Below are 18,723 nucleotides of genomic sequence, written 5' to 3' on the forward strand. Positions count from 1 at the left end.
CGCCCAGGCGCGTCCTGCGGGCGACGTACCGTATGGCCGCAGGAGCAGGTACCGTGGAAGCCCTAAGGACGGGTCTCTCTGCGGAGAGCCCGTTCGAGATCATGAACGCGTGTCAAGACTCTGGGGCCGTCGAGCCCCGTCACCGAGGGGGTCGAGCCATGGGGCGCGGCCGGGCAAAGGCCAAGCAGACGAAGGTCGCCCGCCAGCTGAAGTACAGCAGCGGCGGGACTGACCTGTCGCGTCTGGCCAATGAGCTGGGCGCTTCGACCTCGAATCAGCCGCCGAACGGCGAGCCTTTCGAGGACGACGACGAGGAAGACGACCCGTACGCCCAGTACGCGGATCTGTATAACGACGACGAGGATGACGAGGACTCCGACGAGTCCGGTCCCTCGTCGCAGCGCCGCGGCGCTTGACCTCGCAGTCAGTCTGCAGTTCCAGCAGTTTCAGCGGCAGTTCTTCGCAGTTCTCTTTTGCGTAGCGACTGCCTTATAGCAACTGCACTTCACCCGGTCCGGGGTGGTCACCACGCCGGACCGGGTTTTGTGCTGCCCTGCTGCCTCGCGGGCCTTACTTGCTGTAGTCACCCGTGAGGGTCGCGCCCGTGGTGTGCTCGCCGCGCTCGCCGATCTCACCGGCGACCCACGAGTCCACGCCGCGGTCGGCCAGCGTCGCGAGCGCGGAGTCCACCGAGTCCTCGGGGACGATCGCGATCATGCCCACGCCCATGTTCAGGGTCTTCTCGAGCTCCAGGCGCTCCACCGAGCCCAAGTTGCCCACGAGGTCGAAGACCGCGCCGGGCGCCCACGTGGAGCGGTCCACGGTGGCGTGCAGGCCGTCGGGGATGACGCGGGCCAGGTTGGCCGCGAGACCGCCGCCCGTGACGTGGCTGAAGGCGTGGACGTCCGTGGTGCGGGTCAGCGCCAGGCAGTCCAGGGAGTAGATCTTGGTGGGCTCCAGGAGCTCCTCGCCGAGCGTCCGGCCGAGGTCCTCGATGTGCTGGTCGAGCTTCAGGCCCGCCCGGTCGAAGAGGACGTGGCGCACCAGCGAGTACCCGTTGGAGTGAAGACCCGAGGACGCCATGGCGATCACCGCGTCACCCGTACGGATACGATCCGCGCCGAGCAGCCGGTCCGCCTCCACGGCGCCCGTACCGGCGCCCGCGACGTCGAAGTCGTCCGGGCCGAGCAGGCCCGGGTGCTCCGCGGTCTCGCCGCCGACGAGGGAGCAGCCGGCGAGGACACAGCCCTCGGCGATGCCCTTCACGATCGACGCGACCCGCTCGGGGTGGACCTTGCCGACGCAGATGTAGTCGGTCATGAACAGCGGCTCGGCGCCGCACACCACGATGTCGTCCATGACCATCGCGACGAGGTCGTGCCCGATGGTGTCGTAGACGCCCATCTGGCGGGCGATGTCGACCTTCGTGCCGACGCCGTCCGTGGCGGTGGCGAGCAGCGGACGCTCGAAGCGCTTGAGGGCAGAGGCGTCGAAGAGGCCGGCGAATCCGCCGAGACCGCCGAGGCCGGCGACCTCGGGGCGCTGCGTCTTCTTCACCCACTCCTTCATCAGCTCGACGGCGCGGTCGCCCGCTTCGATGTCGACGCCCGCGGACGCATAGCTGGCACCAGGTGTCTCAGACATGGCTTGAGAACTTTCGTGTCGTACGACGGGGGTCTTACGGACGACGGAGGGCGTCGGCGGCGGCGGTGTTCGCCGGTCCTGCCGCGAGCTCGGTCTCCAGGAGCTGCTTGCCGAGCAGCTCGGGGTCGGGAAGCTCCATCGGGTACTCGCCGTCGAAGCAGGCGCGGCAGAGGTTCGGCTTGTCGATGGTCGTGGCCTCGATCATGCCGTCGATGGAGATGTAGGAGAGGGAGTCGGCGCCCAGGGACTTGCCGATCTCGTCGATCGACATGCCGTTGGCGATCAGCTCGGCGCGCGTCGCGAAGTCGATGCCGAAGAAGCACGGCCACTTCACGGGGGGAGAGGAGATCCGGATGTGGATCTCGGCCGCGCCCGCTTCGCGGAGCATGCGGACCAGGGCGCGCTGGGTGTTGCCGCGCACGATCGAGTCGTCGACGACGACCAGCCGCTTGCCCTTGATGACTTCCTTGAGCGGGTTCAGCTTGAGCCGGATACCGAGCTGGCGGATCGTCTGCGAGGGCTGGATGAAGGTCCGGCCGACGTACGCGTTCTTGACCAGTCCCGCGCCGAACGGGATGCCGGAGGCCTCCGCGTAACCGATCGCGGCGGGGGTGCCCGATTCCGGCGTCGCTATGACCAGGTCGGCCTCGACCGGGGCTTCCTTGGCGAGTTTGCGGCCCATCTCCACGCGGGAGAGGTACACGTTCCGCCCGGCGATGTCGGTGTCGGGGCGGGCCAGGTAGACGTACTCGAAGACGCAGCCCTTCGGCTTCGCTTCCGCGAATCGGGAGGTGCGCAGGCCGTTCTCGTCGATGGCGACGAACTCGCCCGGCTCGATCTCGCGCACGTAGCTGGCGCCGCAGATGTCGAGGGCGGCGGACTCGGAGGCGACGACCCAGCCACGCTCCAGGCGGCCGAGGACCAGCGGGCGGATGCCCTGCGGGTCGCGGGCCGCGTAGAGGGTGTGCTCGTCCATGAAGACGAGGGAGAAGGCGCCCTTGACGTCCGGGAGGACCTTGTGGGCGGCTTCCTCGATGGTCAGCGGCTTGCCGTCGTCGTCGACCTGACCCGCGAGGAGCGCGGTCACGAGGTCGGTGTCGTTGGTCGCCGCGAGCTGGGTGTTGCGGCCGTTCTCCTTGGGGAGGGCCGCGACCAGCTCGGCGAGCTGCGCCGTGTTGACCAGGTTTCCGTTGTGGCCGAGCGCGATCGAGCCGTGCGCGGTGGCACGGAACGTCGGCTGGGCGTTCTCCCAGACGGAGGCGCCGGTGGTCGAGTAGCGGGCGTGACCGACCGCGATATGACCCTGGAGCGAACCGAGAGAGGTCTCGTCGAAGACCTGGGACACGAGGCCCATGTCCTTGAAGACGAGAATCTGGGAGCCGTTGCTCACCGCGATTCCCGCGGATTCCTGACCTCGATGCTGGAGGGCGTAGAGCCCGAAGTAAGTGAGCTTGGCGACCTCTTCACCGGGAGCCCAGACACCGAAGACGCCGCAAGCGTCCTGGGGGCCTTTCTCGCCGGGGAGCAGATCATGATTGAGTCGACCGTCACCACGTGGCACGCCACCGAGTGTAGGCGAGATCGACCACTGGTCCGAATTGGGGAACGTCCGCCGGCGGCGGGCGGGGGTGGCGTGGCGAGCTCCGGGGGCCTCGTTTTCCGGGATACGCGCGACTGCGGCGCCGCCCACACCACGGACCGCCAGGCCGCCGCGATCACGCCTCTGAACTGGTCTTTTGTTCGCGTCGCGCGATCTGGGCGGGCCCCCTCGAGAACATCGGTGGCCGGTCCGCGGTGGTCCTCCCCGAGGGGGGCGGCGCCCGGCGCGAGCGCGGGGGCGAGTGTGACGGAATTCGCTGCGGGCCGGCTCAGCCCCGGCCGGCCCCCGCCGCGAGTCCCGCGCCGTCCGGGGCCGTGAGCGTGAGGGTGCGGCCGCGGATTTCGTAGGACAGCTTCTGTCCGAAGAGCTTCAGCAGGGCGCGTTCGGTGTCCATGCGCGGGCCCTGGCAGAGCATGCGGGTGGTGGCGGGCCTGCCGAGCGTGAGGTGGCCGTCGCGGATCTCGGCCTTCGCGCGGAAACGGTTGCAGCCGAGGCTGCCGGTCGCCACGCCGTCCTTGCCGAACGTGAACCGGGCCCTGCCCGCCGCCTCCTCGGGCAGCGAGGCCGCCACGTCGCCGGAGAGCAGGCTCGTGACGGTCCACTCGGTGCCGGTCAGCGGGGCGGGGCGTTCCTTGACGAGGGCGATCGTGTCGCCGTCGTCGGTGGTCAGAGTGAGACGGTCACCGTCGGTCCTGGCCTTGCTGGTGCCACCGATCGCACGGGCGAACGTCTTCTCGAAGTCCCGCTGCTCCTTCTCCTCGCACCACATCATCGTCACGTTGCTCTGGCCGACACGGATCGTGCCGCCTGCTATCTCCGCCTCGGCGTCGAAGTGGTTACAGCCGTTGTTGCCGCGCGCCCGGTCCGCGGAGGGGAACTCGACGTACGCGCTCTGCGGCGCCGGCGTCCTCGTGCCGTCGACGGTGACGCTCTCGACGTTCCAGCGGACACCGGTGACGGGGGTGCCCCCGACGGACACGGTCTGCGCCCCACAGGCGGCGACGGCGGCGAGGGGCAGGAGCGCGGCCAGGACGGTGACGTGCCGGAATCGCGTGTGCATGACGATGGGACGGGCGGGGTGGGGTGATCGGTTCCACCCCGTCCGTGGGGCCCTAGCTCATGACGGGCAGGAGTCCGCCGAGGTCGGACCGCTCGCCGCTCGCGCTGACCTTGGCGTCGTCCAGGGCGGCCCGCCACTCCACGCGTCCGGTGGCGAGACGGATCCAGGTGAGCGGGTCCGTCTCGACGACGTTCGGCGGGGTGCCGCGGGTGTGCCGGGGGCCCTCGATGCACTGGACGACGGCGAACGGCGGAATCCGCACCTCGGTCGACGCACCGGGCGCCTTCACGGCGAGCGCGTCGGCGAGCAGCCGGGTGCACGCGGCCAGGGCCTGACGCTCGTACGGGACGTCGAGTCCGGGCAGCGCGTCGTTCAGGTCGTCGGTGTGGACGACGAGTTCGACGGTGCGGGTCACGAGGAAGTCGGCGAGGGTCATCGCGCCGAACCGGGTGGGCACCAGGCGGGTGTCGGAGGCGTCGGCCAGGGCGGCCTCGACGCGGGCCGTGGCGCGCGCGAAGAGCTCGGCGGGCGGGGCGCTCTCAGCGAGTTCGCGGGTGCCGTCGGCGATGGCGGCGGACTCGGTCACCGTCCCGAACGGCCAGTCGAGGAGCGGAACTTCATGCTTCGCCGGCTCCGGCGCCTCCAGCCCCCTGGCCACCGCGCCGACCGCCATGGTGAAGTGCGCGGCAAGCTCCCGCACACGCCAGTCCCCGAGCCGCGTCGGCGCGCTCAACTGCTCTTCCGTGAGCCCCGCCACCGCGTCCCGCACGAGCGCGAACTGAGCGAGCACCGCCGCCCGAATCTTGGCGGAGTCATAGGCGCGTGCACGCTTCTTGGCGGGAGGCATGGGCTGAGCCTATTCCGCGTGGAACGTCGAGGAGGCGGGGACGGGCGAGGGGCATCAACGCGAAGTCCCCGTCTGCCGCAGCAGACGGGGACTTCGCGACCGTGCTTACGGCCGGCGGGACTTACGCCAGCAGGGCCGGGATCGTGCCCTCGTGGGCCTCGCGGAGTTCGTCCAGGGAGAGGGCGAACTCGCCCTGGAGGTCCACCGCGTCGCCGTCGACCACGCCGATGCGCGTCACCGGCAGGCCACGCGCGCCGCACATGTCGGTGAAGCGCAGCTCCTCGCTCCGCGGGACGGCGACGACCGCGCGGCCCGCCGACTCGGAGAACAGGAACGTGAAGGCGTCCAGGCCGTCGGGGACGACCAGGCGGGCGCCCTTGCCGCCGAGCAGCGCGGACTCGACCACGGCCTGGATCAGACCGCCGTCGGACAGGTCGTGCGCGGCGTCGATCATGCCGTCACGGGACGCCGAGATCAGGATGTCGCCGAGCAGCCGCTCCCGCTCCAGGTCGACCTTCGGGGGCAGACCGCCGAGGTGGTCGTGCACGACCTGGGACCAGGCCGAACCGCCGAACTCCTCGTGGGTTTCGCCGAGCAGGTAGAGGAGCTGGCCCTCTTCCCTGAAGGCGGCCGGCGTGCGGCGGGCGACATCGTCGATGACGCCGAGCACGGCCACGACCGGGGTCGGGTGGATCGCCGCCTCGCCCGTCTGGTTGTACAGCGAGACGTTGCCGCCGGTGACCGGGGTGCCGAGGATCTGGCAGCCGTCGGCGAGACCGCGGACGGCCTCGACGAACTGCCACATGACGTCCGGGTCCTCGGGCGAACCGAAGTTCAGGCAGTCGGAGATCGCGAGCGGCTTGGCACCGGTCGTCGCGACGTTCCGGTACGCCTCGGCGAGGGCGAGCTGCGCACCGTGGTACGGGTCGAGCTTCGCGAAACGTCCGTTGCCGTCGGTCGCGATGGCGACGCCGAGCCCGGTCTCCTCGTCGATGCGGATCATGCCCGAGTCCTCGGGCTGCGCGAGGACGGTGTTGCCCTGCACGAAGTGGTCGTACTGCGAGGTGACCCACTTCTTCGACGCCTGGTTCGGCGAGGAGACAAGGGCGACGACCTGCGCCTTGAGCTCGTCCTTGGAGGACGGGCGCGGCAGCTTGTTCGCGTCGTCGGCCTGGAGCGCGTCCTGCCACTCGGGGCGGGCGTAGGGGCGCTCGTACGTCGGGCCCTCGTGGGCGACCGTGCGCGGGTCGACGTCGACGATCTTCTCGCCGTGCCAGAAGATCTCCAGGCGGTCGCCGTCGGTCACCTCACCGATGACGGTGGCGATGACGTCCCACTTCTCGCAGATCTCGAGGAAGCGGTCGACCTTCTCCGGCTCCACGACGGCGCACATGCGCTCCTGCGACTCCGACATCAGGATCTCCTCGGGGGAGAGTGTCGTGTCGCGCAGCGGTACGTCGTCCAGCTCGACGCGCATACCGCCCGAGCCGTTCGACGCGAGCTCGGAGGTCGCGCAGGAGATGCCGGCGGCACCGAGGTCCTGGATGCCGACGACGAGCTTCTCGGCGAAGGCCTCCAGGGTGCACTCGATGAGGAGCTTCTCCTGGAAGGGGTCACCGACCTGCACGGCCGGACGCTTCGACGGCTTGGCGTCGTCGAAGGTCTCGGAGGCCAGGATCGAGGCGCCGCCGATGCCGTCGCCGCCCGTCCGGGCGCCGTACATGATGACCTTGTTGCCGGGGCCCGAGGCCTTCGCGAGGTGGATGTCCTCGTGCCGCATGACGCCGATGGCGCCGGCGTTGACCAGCGGGTTGCCCTGGTAGCAGGCGTCGAAGACGACCTCGCCGCCGATGTTCGGCAGGCCCAGGCAGTTGCCGTAGCCGCCGATGCCGGCGACGACGCCCGGAAGGACGCGCTTGGTGTCGGGGTGGTCGGCGGCGCCCATGCGCAGCGGGTCGACCACGGCGACCGGGCGGGCGCCCATCGCGATGATGTCGCGCACGATGCCGCCGACGCCGGTGGCCGCGCCCTGGTAGGGCTCGACGTACGACGGGTGGTTGTGCGACTCGACCTTGAAGGTCACGGCGTAGCCCTGGCCGACGTCGACGACACCGGCGTTCTCACCGATGCCGACGAGCATGGCGTCGGACTGCGGCGCCTTCTCACCGAACTGGCGCAGGTGGATCTTGGACGACTTGTACGAGCAGTGCTCGGACCACATGACCGAGTACATGGCGAGCTCGGCGCCGGTCGGGCGGCGGCCGAGGATCTCGACGACGCGCTCGTACTCGTCCTTCTTCAGGCCGAGTTCGGCCCAGGGGAGCTCGACGTCGGGGGTCTGTGCGGCGTTCTCAACGGTGTCGAGGCTCATGAGGCGGCGACCAGCTTCTTGAGGATCGAGGTGAAGAAGGGGAGGCCGTCGGTGCGACCGGAGCCGATGAGCGGCTCGACGGCGTGCTCCGGGTGCGGCATCAGACCGACGACGTTGCCCGCCTCGTTCGTGATGCCGGCGATGTCGCGGAGCGAGCCGTTCGGGTTGAAGTCCATGTAACGGAAGACGACCCGGCCCTCCGCCTCCAGCATGTCGAGGGTGCGCTCGTCGGCGACGTAGCGGCCGTCCATGTTCTTCAGCGGGATGTGGATCTCCTGGCCGGACACGTAGTCGGCGGTCCAGGCGGTGTCCGCGTTCTCCACCCGCAGCTTCTGGTCACGGCAGATGAAGTGGAGGTGGTCGTTGCCGAGCATCCCGCCGGGCAGCAGGTGCGCCTCGGTCAGGACCTGGAAGCCGTTGCAGATACCGAGGACCGGCATACCGGCCTTGGCCTGCTCGATGACCGTCTCCATCACCGGCGAGAACCGGGAGATGGCACCCGCCCGCAGATAGTCGCCGTAGGAGAATCCACCGGGCAGGACGACGGCGTCGACCTGCTTCAGGTCCTTGTCCTTGTGCCAGAGGGCGACGGGCTCAGCGCCGGCGAGACGGATGGCGCGCTGCGTGTCCCGGTCGTCGAGGGAACCAGGAAAGGTGACGACTCCAATACGAGCGGTCACTTTTCTGCCCCCACCGCGGGCTCTTCCACCTTCACGGTGAAGTTCTCGATCACGGTGTTGGCGAGGAACGTGTCGGCCAACTCATGGATACGGGCGAGGACGGCGTCGTCGACAGGCCCGTCCACTTCGAGTTCGAAACGCTTTCCCTGACGTACGTCGGAGATGCCCTCGAAACCGAGGCGCGGCAGTGCACGCTGCACCGCCTGGCCCTGGGGGTCGAGGATCTCCGGCTTGAGCATGACGTCGACTACGACGCGTGCCACTGGCACTCCCGGTGTGTGGTGCTGAGCAGGTCCCTTCAGACTACCCGGACAAAATTTCTACTCGCGTAGACCGTAGGAAGCTACGAGAGCCGGATCACGTTACCGCAACAGGACGGTACTCCCGCGGAAAATTCGGGGAAAGACTTCGGATACCCATTGCGGCACGGACACGCGGGGCGATTTAGCCGGTCTTCACAATGCAATACTCGGCAAGGTAAAAAGGAAATGCGAAAGCGGTCGGTTCGCCTGAGCTTTACACTGAGCTTTGCCCCATAACAGCCGGACAGTCGACATCGGCGCACGTCAAAGCGGCGAGGTCGCACGAAGGGACCGATATTCGTGGCGCAGCGTGTCGTGGTCACTCTCTCCGACGACATCGACGGCGGAGAAGCCGCAGAAACGGTCGTCTTCGGTCTCGACGGCAAGTCGTACGAGATCGACCTGAATCCAGCCAATGCCAAGAAACTGCGCAAGGCGCTGGCCCCCTACCTCGAGGCCGGCCGCAAGCAGACCGGCACGGGCAAGGCCTCCGCGGGGAAGACGGTCCGGAGCTTCAAGCACACAGCGGTGTCCGCCGACCCGGCGGCCGTCCGCGCCTGGGCCCGCTCGCACAAGATGGACGTCCCGCCGCGCGGCCGCATCCCCAAGAAGGTCTACGAGGCCTTCGAGGCGGCCAACTGACCCGGGCCACCGGCCCGGCCTCCCGGCCCGCGGAGCAGGCGACTTGCGCTGCACCCCTGTTGATCAGCTAGAGTCTGGAACACGCCGAGGGGCGAGGCCGACAGGCCGGACCTCACGAGTCGTGCGGGTGTAGTTCAGTAGTAGAACATCCCCCTTCCAGGGGGAAGGCGCAGTGTGCAATTCCTGTCACCCGCTCTGCATCGCGTACCGATCACTCCCCGGAGTGCGGTAGGCTGGTGCTCGCACCGATCGGTGGTCGCTTCTGCTTGGAAGCGTGGCCGTCGGAGGCAGTGCGAACGTAGCTCAGTTGGTAGAGCGCAACCTTGCCAAGGTTGAGGTCGCGAGTTCGAACCTCGTCGTTCGCTCCAGATGAAGGCCCCGGTCCAGTGGACCGGGGCCTTTTTCATGCCCATCCTCATGCCCGCTCCCCTATCCCGCCGGCTGTGTGAAGGACGCCACAATGCCGCGGCGAACCCGGCCGGCGGGCTCACGAGATCATCCGCACCGCGCCCGCGGGAAACCGCTGCCCGGGTACGGAGTTGGCGGCGGACCCCCCTCACAGCTCCGGCCGGCACAGCGCTCGCACGGAGAATCGGCGGCCCCTCGGGTGTGTCCCGGGCACTCACGAGGTTGGGTATAGTTGGCCTCGCGCCACGGCGCAGTGCGAACGTAGCTCAGTTGGTAGAGCGCAACCTTGCCAAGGTTGAGGTCGCGAGTTCGAACCTCGTCGTTCGCTCCACAGAAAGCCCCCGGCACCTCAGGTGCCGGGGGCTTTCGCGTGTCTGCCGCGCCGTGGTTACCAGCTGACGCCGGTCAGGCGCTCGTACGCCTCGATGTACTTGGCGCGTGTCGCGTCCACGACCTCCTGCGGCAGCGCTGGCGGCGGCTGCTCGCTCTTGCGGTCCCAGCCGGACTCGGCCGACGTGAGCCAGTCGCGCACGAACTGCTTGTCGAAGGACGGCTGGGCGCGGCCCGGCTGCCACTCGCCGGCCGGCCAGAAGCGGGACGAGTCGGGGGTGAGGACCTCGTCGGCGAGGATCAGCGTCTCGCCGTCGTAGCCGAACTCGAACTTCGTGTCCGCGAGGAGCACGCCGCGCTCACGCGCGATGTCCCGGGCCCGGCTGTAGACGGCGAGCGTGGCCTCGCGCAGCGCGGAGGCGGTCTCCTCGCCGACCTGGCGCACGACCTCCTCGTAACTCACGTTCTCGTCGTGCTCGCCGACCTCGGCCTTCGTGGCGGGCGTGAAGATCGGGGTGGGCAGCTCCGAGCCGTCGGTCAGGCCCTCGGGCAGGGCGAGGCCGCAGACCGTGCGGGACTGGTTGTACTCGACGAGGCCGGAGCCGGTCAGATAGCCGCGGGCCACGCACTCCACGGGCACCATGTCCAGCGACTTGCAGATGAGGGTGCGGCCCTGCCAGTCGGCGGGGGCGCCGGCCGGCAGCTCCGTGGAGATGACGTGGTTGGGGGCCAGGTCGGTGAGCTGGTCGAACCACCACAGCGAGAGCTGCGTGAGGACGCGGCCCTTGTCCGGGATGAGCGTGGGCAGTACCCAGTCGTAGGCGGACATGCGGTCGGAGGCGACCATCACGAGGTCGCCCGCCTCGTTCCGGTACAGGTCCCGCACCTTTCCGGTGTGGAGGTGTACCAGGCCCGGCACCTGAAGCGGTTCGGGCTTTTCGACGAATCCGGACACGGTTCCTCCCCGTGGATATGTACGAGTGCACCTGATTCTCGCTCATACGGGGACGAGTTTTGGCCACGGGTCCGGCGGGGGCGGTGGTGGTGGGGGCGCGGCGGGTCAGTCGCGTTTGCAGATCCGGTCGAGGAGGTTGGCCGTCGCGCGCTGGATCCGCGGGTCGACATGGCCGGGGCGGTCGAGGGCCGGTGACCAGGCGAACGTGCCCGACGCGAAGACCAGCGAACCCGACGGCGCCCGGTACAGCGACGTCTCCTGGTGGCGCGGCGCCCGCTCGCTGTCGCGGTACGGCGAGTGGGCGAGGAGGATCCGGTCCTCGTGCTCGGGCAGCGCCGTGCGCGGGTAGTAGCGGTCCGCCTCGCCGGCGACCAGACCGTCGATCTCGTCGCCCTCGTGCGCGCCCGTGGCCTCCCACAGCCAGTGGTCCGCGTTCCGCACGACGAGGGGGTGCGGCTCGGGGACGCGGCCCGCGTACTGGATACCCATGAGCTGCTGCTCGGGGCGGTCGATCTCGCGCCACAGGGCGGACTTCCCGGGGGCCCTGCGCTTGTGGCAGGTGAGCAGCCGGTCCGGCACGCCCGACGGGGACGGGCCCAACTCCACCTGCCAGTACATGGTGTTGGCGGAGAGGAACACGAGTGAGGTGCCGTGCTCGCGGGCCAGCTCCGTCGTGCGGCGCATCGGTGTCGACCAGTACTCGTCGTGCCCGGGGAAGACGAGGCCCCGGTACCGGGTGGGGTCGACGCGGCCCGCGTGCAGGTCGCGGGCGTCGGCGTACGCGAGGTCGTAGCCGTACCGCTCGGCCCAGCGGATGAAGTCGTAGGCGTGGCCGACGTGCAGGGGGAGGCCCGCGCCGGCGTACGGGCGGTCGAAGGAGACCGTCGTCGCGGCGTCGCCCTCGCCGAGCAACCGCCCCTCCTCGTCCCACGCGTGATAGAGGCTCGCGCCCGTGTGCCCGTCCTCCGGGTAGAGGTTGTACGCCTGCCAGGTCACGTCCGGCAGGAGCAGGAGGAGATCGGCGGGGCGGCTGTCGCGGACGGTGAAGGGGACGTGCGAGCGGTAACCGTCGACGGTGGTGAGGACGGCGACGTACGCGCCCACGTTCCAGTACGACGGGATCTGGAGGCGCCAGGAGAGCCACCAGTGGTGGCAGGACACCGTGCGGTCCGCGGTGAGCGGGGGCGGCTGGACGATGCCGGAGAGCCGCGGGCTGGTGATGATCTTGCTGGCGCCGTCGCCGCCGTAGTGGCCGATCCGGTAGATGTCGACGCTGAACTGCTGGGGCGGGTCCACGGTGATGTGGAAGTCGATCGCCTCGCCGGGCGCGGCCGCACCGGTCGACGTGAACCCCTTGATCTGGCGGTGCACGTCGTCCGCCATGCGGGGGCCGCCGGCACGGGGGCTCGGGATGGTGGTCGCGAGGGTGCTCGCGCCGGGCTGAGGGGCGTGGTCGACGTACCAAGGGACGACCTGGCCGGTGTCGTCGAAGTAGTGCTCGCTGCCGCGCAGCCACGGCAGGGGGCCCTGGCCGAAGGGGTCGCTCACGGCGTGGGCGAGCGCGCCGGACTCCCAGCGGCGGATGGTGCGGGGGGAGCGCGCGCGCTCCGGCCGTGCGGCCTGCTGGTCCTCCCGTTCCGGCCCCATGCCCGCCTCCCTCCCTCGCTCCCCCGAGCCTTCTTGGCGCGCCGTCTGTTCAGCTACTGACCCCAGCACATCACATTACGCATGCACTCCGTCACCGTTCGTCGCGAATTGACGTGAACGGAACGTATCCCTCCGGGGGTTGAGGGTTTTGAGGGGTCCGGGTGGCGGGTGTTCGCGGCGTGGCCTACACCAGCCGGACCGGCTTCTCGGGGCGGATGCCCAGGCGCACGAGCCAGGCCCGCAGCGGCTCCGGGTCACCCTCTTCCACGAGGCTCAGGACGCGCGCGGCGAGGTCCTTGGTGCGCTCGCCGTCGACCAGGAGCGAGGGGCCGTCCAGCCAGTCGAGCCCGGGGGCCGCCCCGGCGGTGTCGACCGCGGCGCAGCACACCATCGCCGTCACGTGGTCGGCCACCAACTCGCGGCCGGTACGCGGTGGTTGGAGCGGGAAAAGCGGCAGCATGCCCTCGTCCCACAGGGCGTCGGCGGGGCCTTGTCCCGCGGTGGGCGCGGGCGGAGCGGGGCGCAGGGCGGCCGCCTCGCTCTCCTCCCGGGCGGACTCGGCGCTGAGCCCGGCGGCGAGCAGCCCGGCGGGACCGTCTTCGGGGTCGGATCCGGGGTCCGATTCGGGGTTCGATTCGGGGGCGCCCTCAGGGGCCTCTGGGGTGGTGAGGTCGGCTTCGGGGGCGGCTTGGGGGGTGTCTTCCGGAGTGGTGGCGGCTTCGTCCGCGGTGGGGAGGGCGGAGGCCGGCTCCGGCGTCGGAGCGGTGGGCTGCGGCGTGGGCCGGGTCACCGTCGCGAGGTGGTCCATCACCCGGGCGAGTGTCGGGCCCTCCCGGCCGGGGACCGCGGGATCCGCCGAGCCGCGGACACCGAGCGCGTCGAGAACGCGGTGCAGACGGGCCGCGTCCATGCGCCACTTGCGGTCCACGACCTCCTCCGGATACTCGTCCCAGCCCACCGGCGCCCAGTCGGCACCCTGCTCGGCGGGGCCGCCGTGGAACAGCCGGGCCGCGAGCAGCGACGCCGCCTCGTCCACCGTGCCCGGCTCCTCAAGCAGATCGCAGGCGGGCCGCTCCCCGAGCCGGGAGGCGAACCCCTCGGCGAGGCGGTCGCGCCGGGACAGCTCGGTGAGGGCGGCCACGACGCCCGCGTCCAGACGGGAGGGCCAGCGCCCCATGCGCCAGGCGGGCAGCGCGACCCGGGTGAGCAGCCGGTCCCAGCCCGCGTAGGCCAGGCCGACCTGCTCCTGGGCGACGATCCGCACGCCGTAGTCCACGGCCTGCGCCCGCTCGGCGGCGGCCGCCGCGACCCCGCGCTCCATCTCGCCCGCGTGCCCCCGGCAGCCGCGCAGCAGCAGGCGCACCACCCAGCCGACGCCGCCGAGCACCACCCGCCCGAGCGGTCCGCGGCCGGGCGCCGACGCGACGGCGACCGCCGCGTCCAGGCCCCGCACGAAGCGCCGGGCGGCGGCTATGTCCGGGTGCGCGGAGGGCCCCGTACCGGCGACGACCGGGGCGAGTACGGCGCGCAGCTCGCCCACGCGCATCCACCACAGGAAGGGGGAGCCAATGACCAGGACGGGCGCGGCGGGGACCCGGCCGTCGCCGCCCTTGGAGCTGGGCGGCCCGTGCGCGGGATGCGTACGGTCCTCAAGCCAGCTGTCGCAGTCCGGGGTGAGCGCTATCGCCGAGGGGGCGGGGACTTCGAGCCGGTCGGCGAGATCGCGCACGAGCCGGTACAGATCGGGGGCCCGCTCCTCGGCGATCGCCACCGTCGGGCTGACCGCCGGGCGGGCGCGGGCCACCACGAGGGCGATGCCCACCGCCGCGGCCAGGACGACGAGGGCGACGACCGTCATGATCCACAGCGCCGCGCGCCAGCCGCCACCGACCATGTGACCGGTGGCGGCGCCCGCGGCCAGCACGACCGCGACGGCCGCGGGCAGCAGGGCCACGGCCAGCGCCCTGCCGCGGATGCGCAGCACCGCGAGCGCCCGGGAGCGCGCGGCCTGCGCGCCCATCTCCGCACCCATACCGGACACGACCGACGTCACCCCCATCTGCCTGTGTTGCCTGCACCCATGGCGTTGTCCACTCCCCCACTGTGGCACCCGTCACTGACATCGCAATGCCGGTGGGCCAAGTGCCGGAACGCTTGCGCCGCACCCTAGTTGGGGCGCACCGCATCGTCAGCCGGATGGGCCAGCGGTCACTCGATGGAATGGCTTTGGGCAGAGGTAGATGACATTCAGGCCCCGGATCCGGTTCGGATCCAGGGCCTGAGGTTCACGCACGTGAGGCTGACGATCAGGCCTCCGCGGCCGCCTTCGCCGCGATGTCGGTGCGGTGCTGCGAGCCGTCGAGACCGATGCGGGCCACGGCGGTGTACGCGCGCTCGCGGGCCTGCGTGAGGTCCGAACCGGTCGCCGTCACCGAAAGCACCCGGCCGCCCGCGCTGACGACGGCGTCCCCGTCCCGCTTCGTCCCGGCGTGCAGGACGTACGCGTAGGGCGCGTCCTGCGCCGCGACCTCGTCGAGCCCGGTGATGGGGTCGCCGGTGCGCGGCGTCCCCGGGTAGTTGTAGGAGGCGACGACCACGGTCACGGCGGCCTCGTCGCTCCAGCGCAGGGGCGGCAGGTCCGCGAGCGTGCCGTTGGCCGAGGCGAGGAGGACGCCCGCGAGCGGGGTCTTCAGGCGGGCCAGGACGACCTGGGTCTCCGGGTCGCCGAAGCGGGCGTTGAACTCGATGACCCGGACGCCCCGCGAGGTGATCGCGAGCCCCGCGTACAGCAGGCCCGAGAAGGGCGTGCCGCGGCGGCGCAGTTCGTCGACGGTCGGCTGGAGGACCGTCTCCATGACCTCGTCGACGAGCTTCGGGTCGGCCCACGGGAGCGGCGAGTAGGCACCCATGCCGCCGGTGTTCGGGCCCGCGTCGCCGTCGTGCGCGCGCTTGAAGTCCTGCGCGGGCTTGAGCGGGACGACGGTGACGCCGTCGGTGATCGCGAAGAGGGAGACCTCCGGGCCGTCGAGGAACTCCTCGATGACGACGCGGTCGCAGGCGTTGGCGTGCGCGCGGGCGGCCTCGAGGTCGTCGGTCACGACGACACCCTTGCCGGCCGCGAGCCCGTCGTCCTTGACCACGTACGGGGCGCCGAAGGCGTCGAGCGCCTCGTCGACCTCGGCCGGGGTGGTGCACACGTACGAGCGGGCGGTCGGCACACCGGCGCCCGCCATCACGTCCTTGGCGAACGCCTTCGAGCCCTCCAGCTGCGCGGCTTCCCCGGAGGGGCCGAAGCAGGGGATGCCCGCGGCGCGTACGGCGTCGGCTACCCCGGCGACAAGGGGTGCCTCCGGGCCGACCACGACGAGGTCCGCGGCCAGCTCACCGGCCAGGCGGGCCACGGCGGCGCCGTCGAGGGCGTCGACCGGGTGCAGCTCGGCGACCTCGGCGATTCCTGCGTTGCCGGGCGCGCAGTGCAGCGCGGAGACGTCGGGGTCGAGGGACAGTGAGCGGCACAGGGCGTGTTCGCGGGCGCCGTTACCGATGACGAGGACCTTCACGCCAGCCAGCATAGGCGGCGGCCCGGTGTGCTCTTGTACGGGCCGCCGAGAGCGGGGGCGGTCCGCGTTCGTGCGTTTCTCCATCCGGCGGCGCGAGCGGGTGGCCCCGTACTCACGCCCGGGCGGGCGGGGCAGGCCCAACTGGCCGCGCCAGCCTGAGCCCTAGCCCTACTCGTTCGTGAACTCCTCCACGACCGTCGCCCCGAGCTCGCGGACGATCAGGTCGTGGCCCGACAGGACCGACTCGTCGAGATCCGGGTCGTCGTCAGCCGGGATGTCGTCCTCGATGGAGACCGGGGGCGCTTCCTGGGCCGACGGTCTCGGCGCGGGGGCCTGGGCGGGGGCGGACGCCTGGGCGGGCCGGTCCGGGGGCCTGGGCGCGGCGGGGGCCTGGGCCTGCGGGGCCGCCGGGTACTGCGGGGCGGGGGCCGCGGGGGCACCGCCGCCCGGGTTGTACCCGCCGCCCGGGGCGGGAGGCGGGGCCTGGCCACCACCGCCGCCGCCCGAGGGGTCGACGACCGCCTCGACCTTCCACTGCACGCCGAACTGCTCGGCGAGCGCGGTCCGCAGGACGTCCTCGCTGCCGCTGCTCGCGAAGTTGTCACGCGCTCCCGCGTTCACGAAGCCGAGCTGGAGGGTCGTCCCGTCGAAGCCGGTGACCTGCGCGTTCTGGCTGAGCAGGATCCAGGTGAAGCGGCGCTTGTTCTTCACCACCTCGAGGATGTTCGGCCACAGGCTGCGCGGGTCGAGACCGCCGGCGGCGGGCGGGGCCGCGACGGGGGGCTGTGCGGGGGCCTGGTGCTGAGGCTGGGCGGGGGGCGCCGCGGCGGGAGGCTGCACAGTTCCGCCGCCGACTGGGCCGGCGGCCTGGCCTCCGCCGCCGGCGGGCGCGGCCGTGGGCCAGCCGCCGGGACGCCTGCCGCCGCCGGCCGGGGCGGCGGTGGGCCAGGCTCCGGGTGCCGACCCGGTGGTCGCGGGAGCGGGCGCGGGCTGTGCGGGCGCGGCCGGGGCCGCGGCGGGCGCGGGTTCGACCGGAGCGGCGGGCGCGACCGGCGGCGCGGACACCGGGGGCGCGGGCGCAGCCTGAGGTACGGGCGCGGGAGCCGCCGGGGCGGGCTCCGGGCCGGGCCCCCGTACCGCGGCCCGGGCAGCGGCCGGTCCGCCGCCCGGAGGGACCTGCGCGGCGGCCGCGCCCGGATGGGCGTCGGGCGCGGGCACGTACCCCATCGCGGGTCCGGCGCCCTGGCCGCCGGGTACGAAGTTCCCCCCGCGCTCCAGGCGGTCGAGCCGGGACATGACGGAGCGGGCGTCGTCGTACGCGGCGGGGAGCAGCACGCGCGCGCAGATCAGCTCCAGCTGGAGGCGGGGCGAGGTGGCGCCGCGCATCTCCGTGAGCCCCTCGTTGACCAGGTCGGCGGCGCGGCTGAGCTCGGCGCCGCCGAAGACACCGGCCTGGGCCTGCATCCGCTCCACGACGTCCACCGGGGCGTCGATGAGGCCCTTCTCGACCGCGTCCGGCACGGCGGCCAGGATCACCAGGTCCCGCAGCCGCTCCAGGAGGTCGGCGACGAACCGGCGCGGGTCGTTGCCCCCCTCGATGACGCGGTCGACGACCTCGAAGGCGGCGGCGCCGTCACCCGAGGCGAAGGCCTCGACCACGGAGTCGAGCAGCGAACTGTCCGTGTACCCGAGCAGTGACGTCGCCATGGCATACGTCACACCGTGCTCGGCCGCGGCGGCGAGCAGCTGGTCCATGACGGACATCGAGTCACGCACGGACCCGGCACCGGCCCGCACGACGAGCGGGAGCACGCCTTCCTCGACCGGGATGTCCTCCTTGCCGCAGACCTCTCCGAGGTAGTCGCGGAGCGTCCCGGGGGGCACGAGCCGGAAGGGGTAGTGGTGCGTACGCGACCGGATGGTCCCGATGACCTTCTCGGGCTCGGTCGTGGCGAAGATGAACTTGAGGTGCTCCGGCGGCTCCTCGACGACCTTCAGCAGAGCGTTGAACCCCGCCGGCGTGACCATGTGGGCCTCGTCGATGATGTAGATCTTGTACCGGCTGCTCGCGGGCCCGAAGAAGGCCTTTTCTCGCAGGTCACGGGCATCGTCGACACCACCGTGCGACGCGGCGTCGATCTCGATGACGTCGATCGAACCCGGCCCGTTCCTCGCCAGGTCGCGGCAGGACTGGCACTCGCCGCAGGGCGTCGGTGTGGGGCCCTGCTCGCAGTTCAGACACCGCGCGAGGATGCGCGCGCTCGTCGTCTTGCCGCAGCCGCGCGGGCCACTGAACAGGTACGCGTGATTGACCCGGTTGTTCCGCAGCGCCTGCTGCAGCGGGTCGGTCACATGTTCCTGCCCGATGACCTCGGCGAACGACTCCGGGCGATAGCGGCGGTAGAGCGCGAGAGACGACACGTATACGAGGTTATAGGCGCCCACTGACAACCACGGCCGCCGAGGGGGAACGTGCGGTCCGGGAACGCAAAGGGCCCCCCACGCACCCGCCAGAGCCGACCTACCCTTGCTGCCTTCCGGCCCTGGGGGAGTTCAGTCAGATAGCGCCACGTGAGGGGCTGGGCTCCACAGTAGCGGATGCCCGGCCCGAATCACGAGCCCGGCCCCCGGCCCGATCCCCGCCTCGGCCTCCGCCCCGGATCATGTTCGCGAGCAC

At 71.4% G+C, this 18,723-nt stretch carries 14 protein-coding genes, 3 tRNA genes and 1 other RNA gene; 5 read left to right on the plus strand and 13 right to left on the minus strand.

Features of this window, described 5'->3' with window-relative positions; genetic code table 11:
* Nucleotides 1-158 precede the first annotated feature (158 nt).
* On the plus strand, nucleotides 159-416 hold the full coding sequence (locus EOT10_RS08025; RefSeq protein ID WP_116512208.1) for a DUF3073 domain-containing protein: 258 nt from the start codon (nucleotides 159-161) through the stop codon (nucleotides 414-416).
* Between the two features lie 154 nt (nucleotides 417-570).
* Here EOT10_RS08025 and purM read toward each other — a convergent pair whose 3' ends face one another.
* The 7 genes from purM to purS form a co-directional block, all read right to left on the minus strand.
* Nucleotides 571-1,644: a phosphoribosylformylglycinamidine cyclo-ligase gene (gene purM, locus EOT10_RS08030; protein ID WP_127827393.1), complete on the minus strand. Its 1,074-nt coding sequence runs from the start codon at nucleotides 1,642-1,644 to the stop codon at nucleotides 571-573.
* Between the two features lie 34 nt (nucleotides 1,645-1,678).
* Nucleotides 1,679-3,205: an amidophosphoribosyltransferase gene (gene purF / locus EOT10_RS08035; RefSeq protein WP_127827394.1), complete on the minus strand. Its 1,527-nt coding sequence runs from the start codon at nucleotides 3,203-3,205 to the stop codon at nucleotides 1,679-1,681.
* Nucleotides 3,206-3,512: 307 nt separating this feature from the next.
* Nucleotides 3,513-4,304 (minus strand): META domain-containing protein, encoded by a 792-nt coding sequence (locus EOT10_RS08040; protein ID WP_127827395.1) that lies wholly within the window; start codon nucleotides 4,302-4,304, stop codon nucleotides 3,513-3,515.
* 52 nt (nucleotides 4,305-4,356) lie between these two features.
* Entirely contained in the window at nucleotides 4,357-5,151 is a 795-nt protein-coding gene (locus tag EOT10_RS08045) for a maleylpyruvate isomerase family mycothiol-dependent enzyme (protein ID WP_127827396.1), read from the minus strand.
* A 121-nt stretch (nucleotides 5,152-5,272) separates the two neighbouring features.
* Nucleotides 5,273-7,522: a phosphoribosylformylglycinamidine synthase subunit PurL gene (gene purL, locus EOT10_RS08050; protein WP_127827397.1), complete on the minus strand. Its 2,250-nt coding sequence runs from the start codon at nucleotides 7,520-7,522 to the stop codon at nucleotides 5,273-5,275.
* Nucleotides 7,519-8,202, minus strand: coding sequence for a phosphoribosylformylglycinamidine synthase subunit PurQ (gene purQ, locus EOT10_RS08055; protein WP_127827398.1), 684 nt, complete (start codon nucleotides 8,200-8,202; stop codon nucleotides 7,519-7,521). The genes purL and purQ overlap by 4 nt, the downstream gene beginning before the upstream one ends.
* Nucleotides 8,199-8,465, minus strand: a complete 267-nt coding sequence (gene purS / locus EOT10_RS08060) for a phosphoribosylformylglycinamidine synthase subunit PurS (RefSeq protein ID WP_100598945.1) — start codon at nucleotides 8,463-8,465, stop codon at nucleotides 8,199-8,201. The genes purQ and purS overlap by 4 nt, the downstream gene beginning before the upstream one ends.
* A 339-nt stretch (nucleotides 8,466-8,804) precedes the next feature.
* Here purS and EOT10_RS08065 point away from each other — a divergent pair, with 339 nt between their 5' ends.
* From EOT10_RS08065 to EOT10_RS08080, 4 genes are all read left to right on the plus strand, one after another.
* Nucleotides 8,805-9,146 carry a histone-like nucleoid-structuring protein Lsr2 gene (locus tag EOT10_RS08065; protein WP_127827399.1) on the plus strand — a complete coding sequence of 114 codons (342 nt, stop codon included), beginning with the start codon at nucleotides 8,805-8,807 and terminating at the stop codon, nucleotides 9,144-9,146.
* 123 nt (nucleotides 9,147-9,269) lie between these two features.
* Nucleotides 9,270-9,341 (plus strand) — tRNA-Gly (locus EOT10_RS08070).
* Nucleotides 9,342-9,438: 97 nt separating this feature from the next.
* Nucleotides 9,439-9,514, plus strand: a tRNA-Gly gene (locus EOT10_RS08075).
* A gap of 295 nt (nucleotides 9,515-9,809) precedes the next feature.
* A tRNA-Gly gene (locus tag EOT10_RS08080) sits at nucleotides 9,810-9,885 on the plus strand.
* Nucleotides 9,886-9,942: 57 nt separating this feature from the next.
* On the opposite strand, the gene EOT10_RS08085 is transcribed toward EOT10_RS08080, so the two are convergent.
* The 6 genes from EOT10_RS08085 to ffs all read right to left on the minus strand — a co-directional run bounded on the left by EOT10_RS08085 (nucleotide 9,943) and on the right by ffs (nucleotide 18,629).
* The gene (locus tag EOT10_RS08085; protein WP_127827400.1) at nucleotides 9,943-10,839 is read right to left on the minus strand and encodes a phosphoribosylaminoimidazolesuccinocarboxamide synthase; all 897 of its coding nucleotides are present in this window, start codon (nucleotides 10,837-10,839) and stop codon (nucleotides 9,943-9,945) included.
* A gap of 105 nt (nucleotides 10,840-10,944) precedes the next feature.
* Nucleotides 10,945-12,486: a N,N-dimethylformamidase beta subunit family domain-containing protein gene (locus EOT10_RS08090; protein ID WP_223280885.1), complete on the minus strand. Its 1,542-nt coding sequence runs from the start codon at nucleotides 12,484-12,486 to the stop codon at nucleotides 10,945-10,947.
* Between the two features lie 184 nt (nucleotides 12,487-12,670).
* Entirely contained in the window at nucleotides 12,671-14,545 is a 1,875-nt protein-coding gene (locus EOT10_RS08095) for a hypothetical protein (RefSeq protein ID WP_431313264.1), read from the minus strand.
* A gap of 247 nt (nucleotides 14,546-14,792) precedes the next feature.
* Complete coding sequence (purD, locus tag EOT10_RS08100) at nucleotides 14,793-16,046, minus strand: phosphoribosylamine--glycine ligase (protein WP_127827401.1); 1,254 nt, start codon at nucleotides 16,044-16,046, stop codon at nucleotides 14,793-14,795.
* Nucleotides 16,047-16,214: 168 nt separating this feature from the next.
* Nucleotides 16,215-18,467, minus strand: coding sequence for a DNA polymerase III subunit gamma and tau (locus tag EOT10_RS08105; protein WP_127827402.1), 2,253 nt, complete (start codon nucleotides 18,465-18,467; stop codon nucleotides 16,215-16,217).
* Nucleotides 18,468-18,534: 67 nt separating this feature from the next.
* Nucleotides 18,535-18,629, minus strand: an RNA gene (gene ffs / locus EOT10_RS08110) — signal recognition particle sRNA small type.
* Nucleotides 18,630-18,723 lie beyond the last annotated feature (94 nt).

It is taken from the genome of Streptomyces antnestii (assembly GCF_004005495.1).
GTDB classification, from domain to species: Bacteria; Actinomycetota; Actinomycetes; order Streptomycetales; family Streptomycetaceae; genus Streptomyces; species Streptomyces antnestii.

Coding starts and splice junctions, on each gene's coding strand:
- EOT10_RS08025 (WP_116512208.1), top strand. CDS start 159: ATGGGGCGCGGCCGGGCAAAGGCCAAGCAGACGAAGGTCGCCCGCCAG.
- purM (WP_127827393.1), bottom strand. CDS start 1,644: ATGTCTGAGACACCTGGTGCCAGCTATGCGTCCGCGGGCGTCGACATC.
- EOT10_RS08040 (WP_127827395.1), bottom strand. CDS start 4,304: ATGCACACGCGATTCCGGCACGTCACCGTCCTGGCCGCGCTCCTGCCC.
- EOT10_RS08045 (WP_127827396.1), bottom strand. CDS start 5,151: ATGCCTCCCGCCAAGAAGCGTGCACGCGCCTATGACTCCGCCAAGATT.
- purL (WP_127827397.1), bottom strand. CDS start 7,522: ATGAGCCTCGACACCGTTGAGAACGCCGCACAGACCCCCGACGTCGAG.
- EOT10_RS08090 (WP_223280885.1), bottom strand. CDS start 12,486: ATGGGGCCGGAACGGGAGGACCAGCAGGCCGCACGGCCGGAGCGCGCG.
- EOT10_RS08095 (WP_431313264.1), bottom strand. CDS start 14,545: ATGGGGGTGACGTCGGTCGTGTCCGGTATGGGTGCGGAGATGGGCGCG.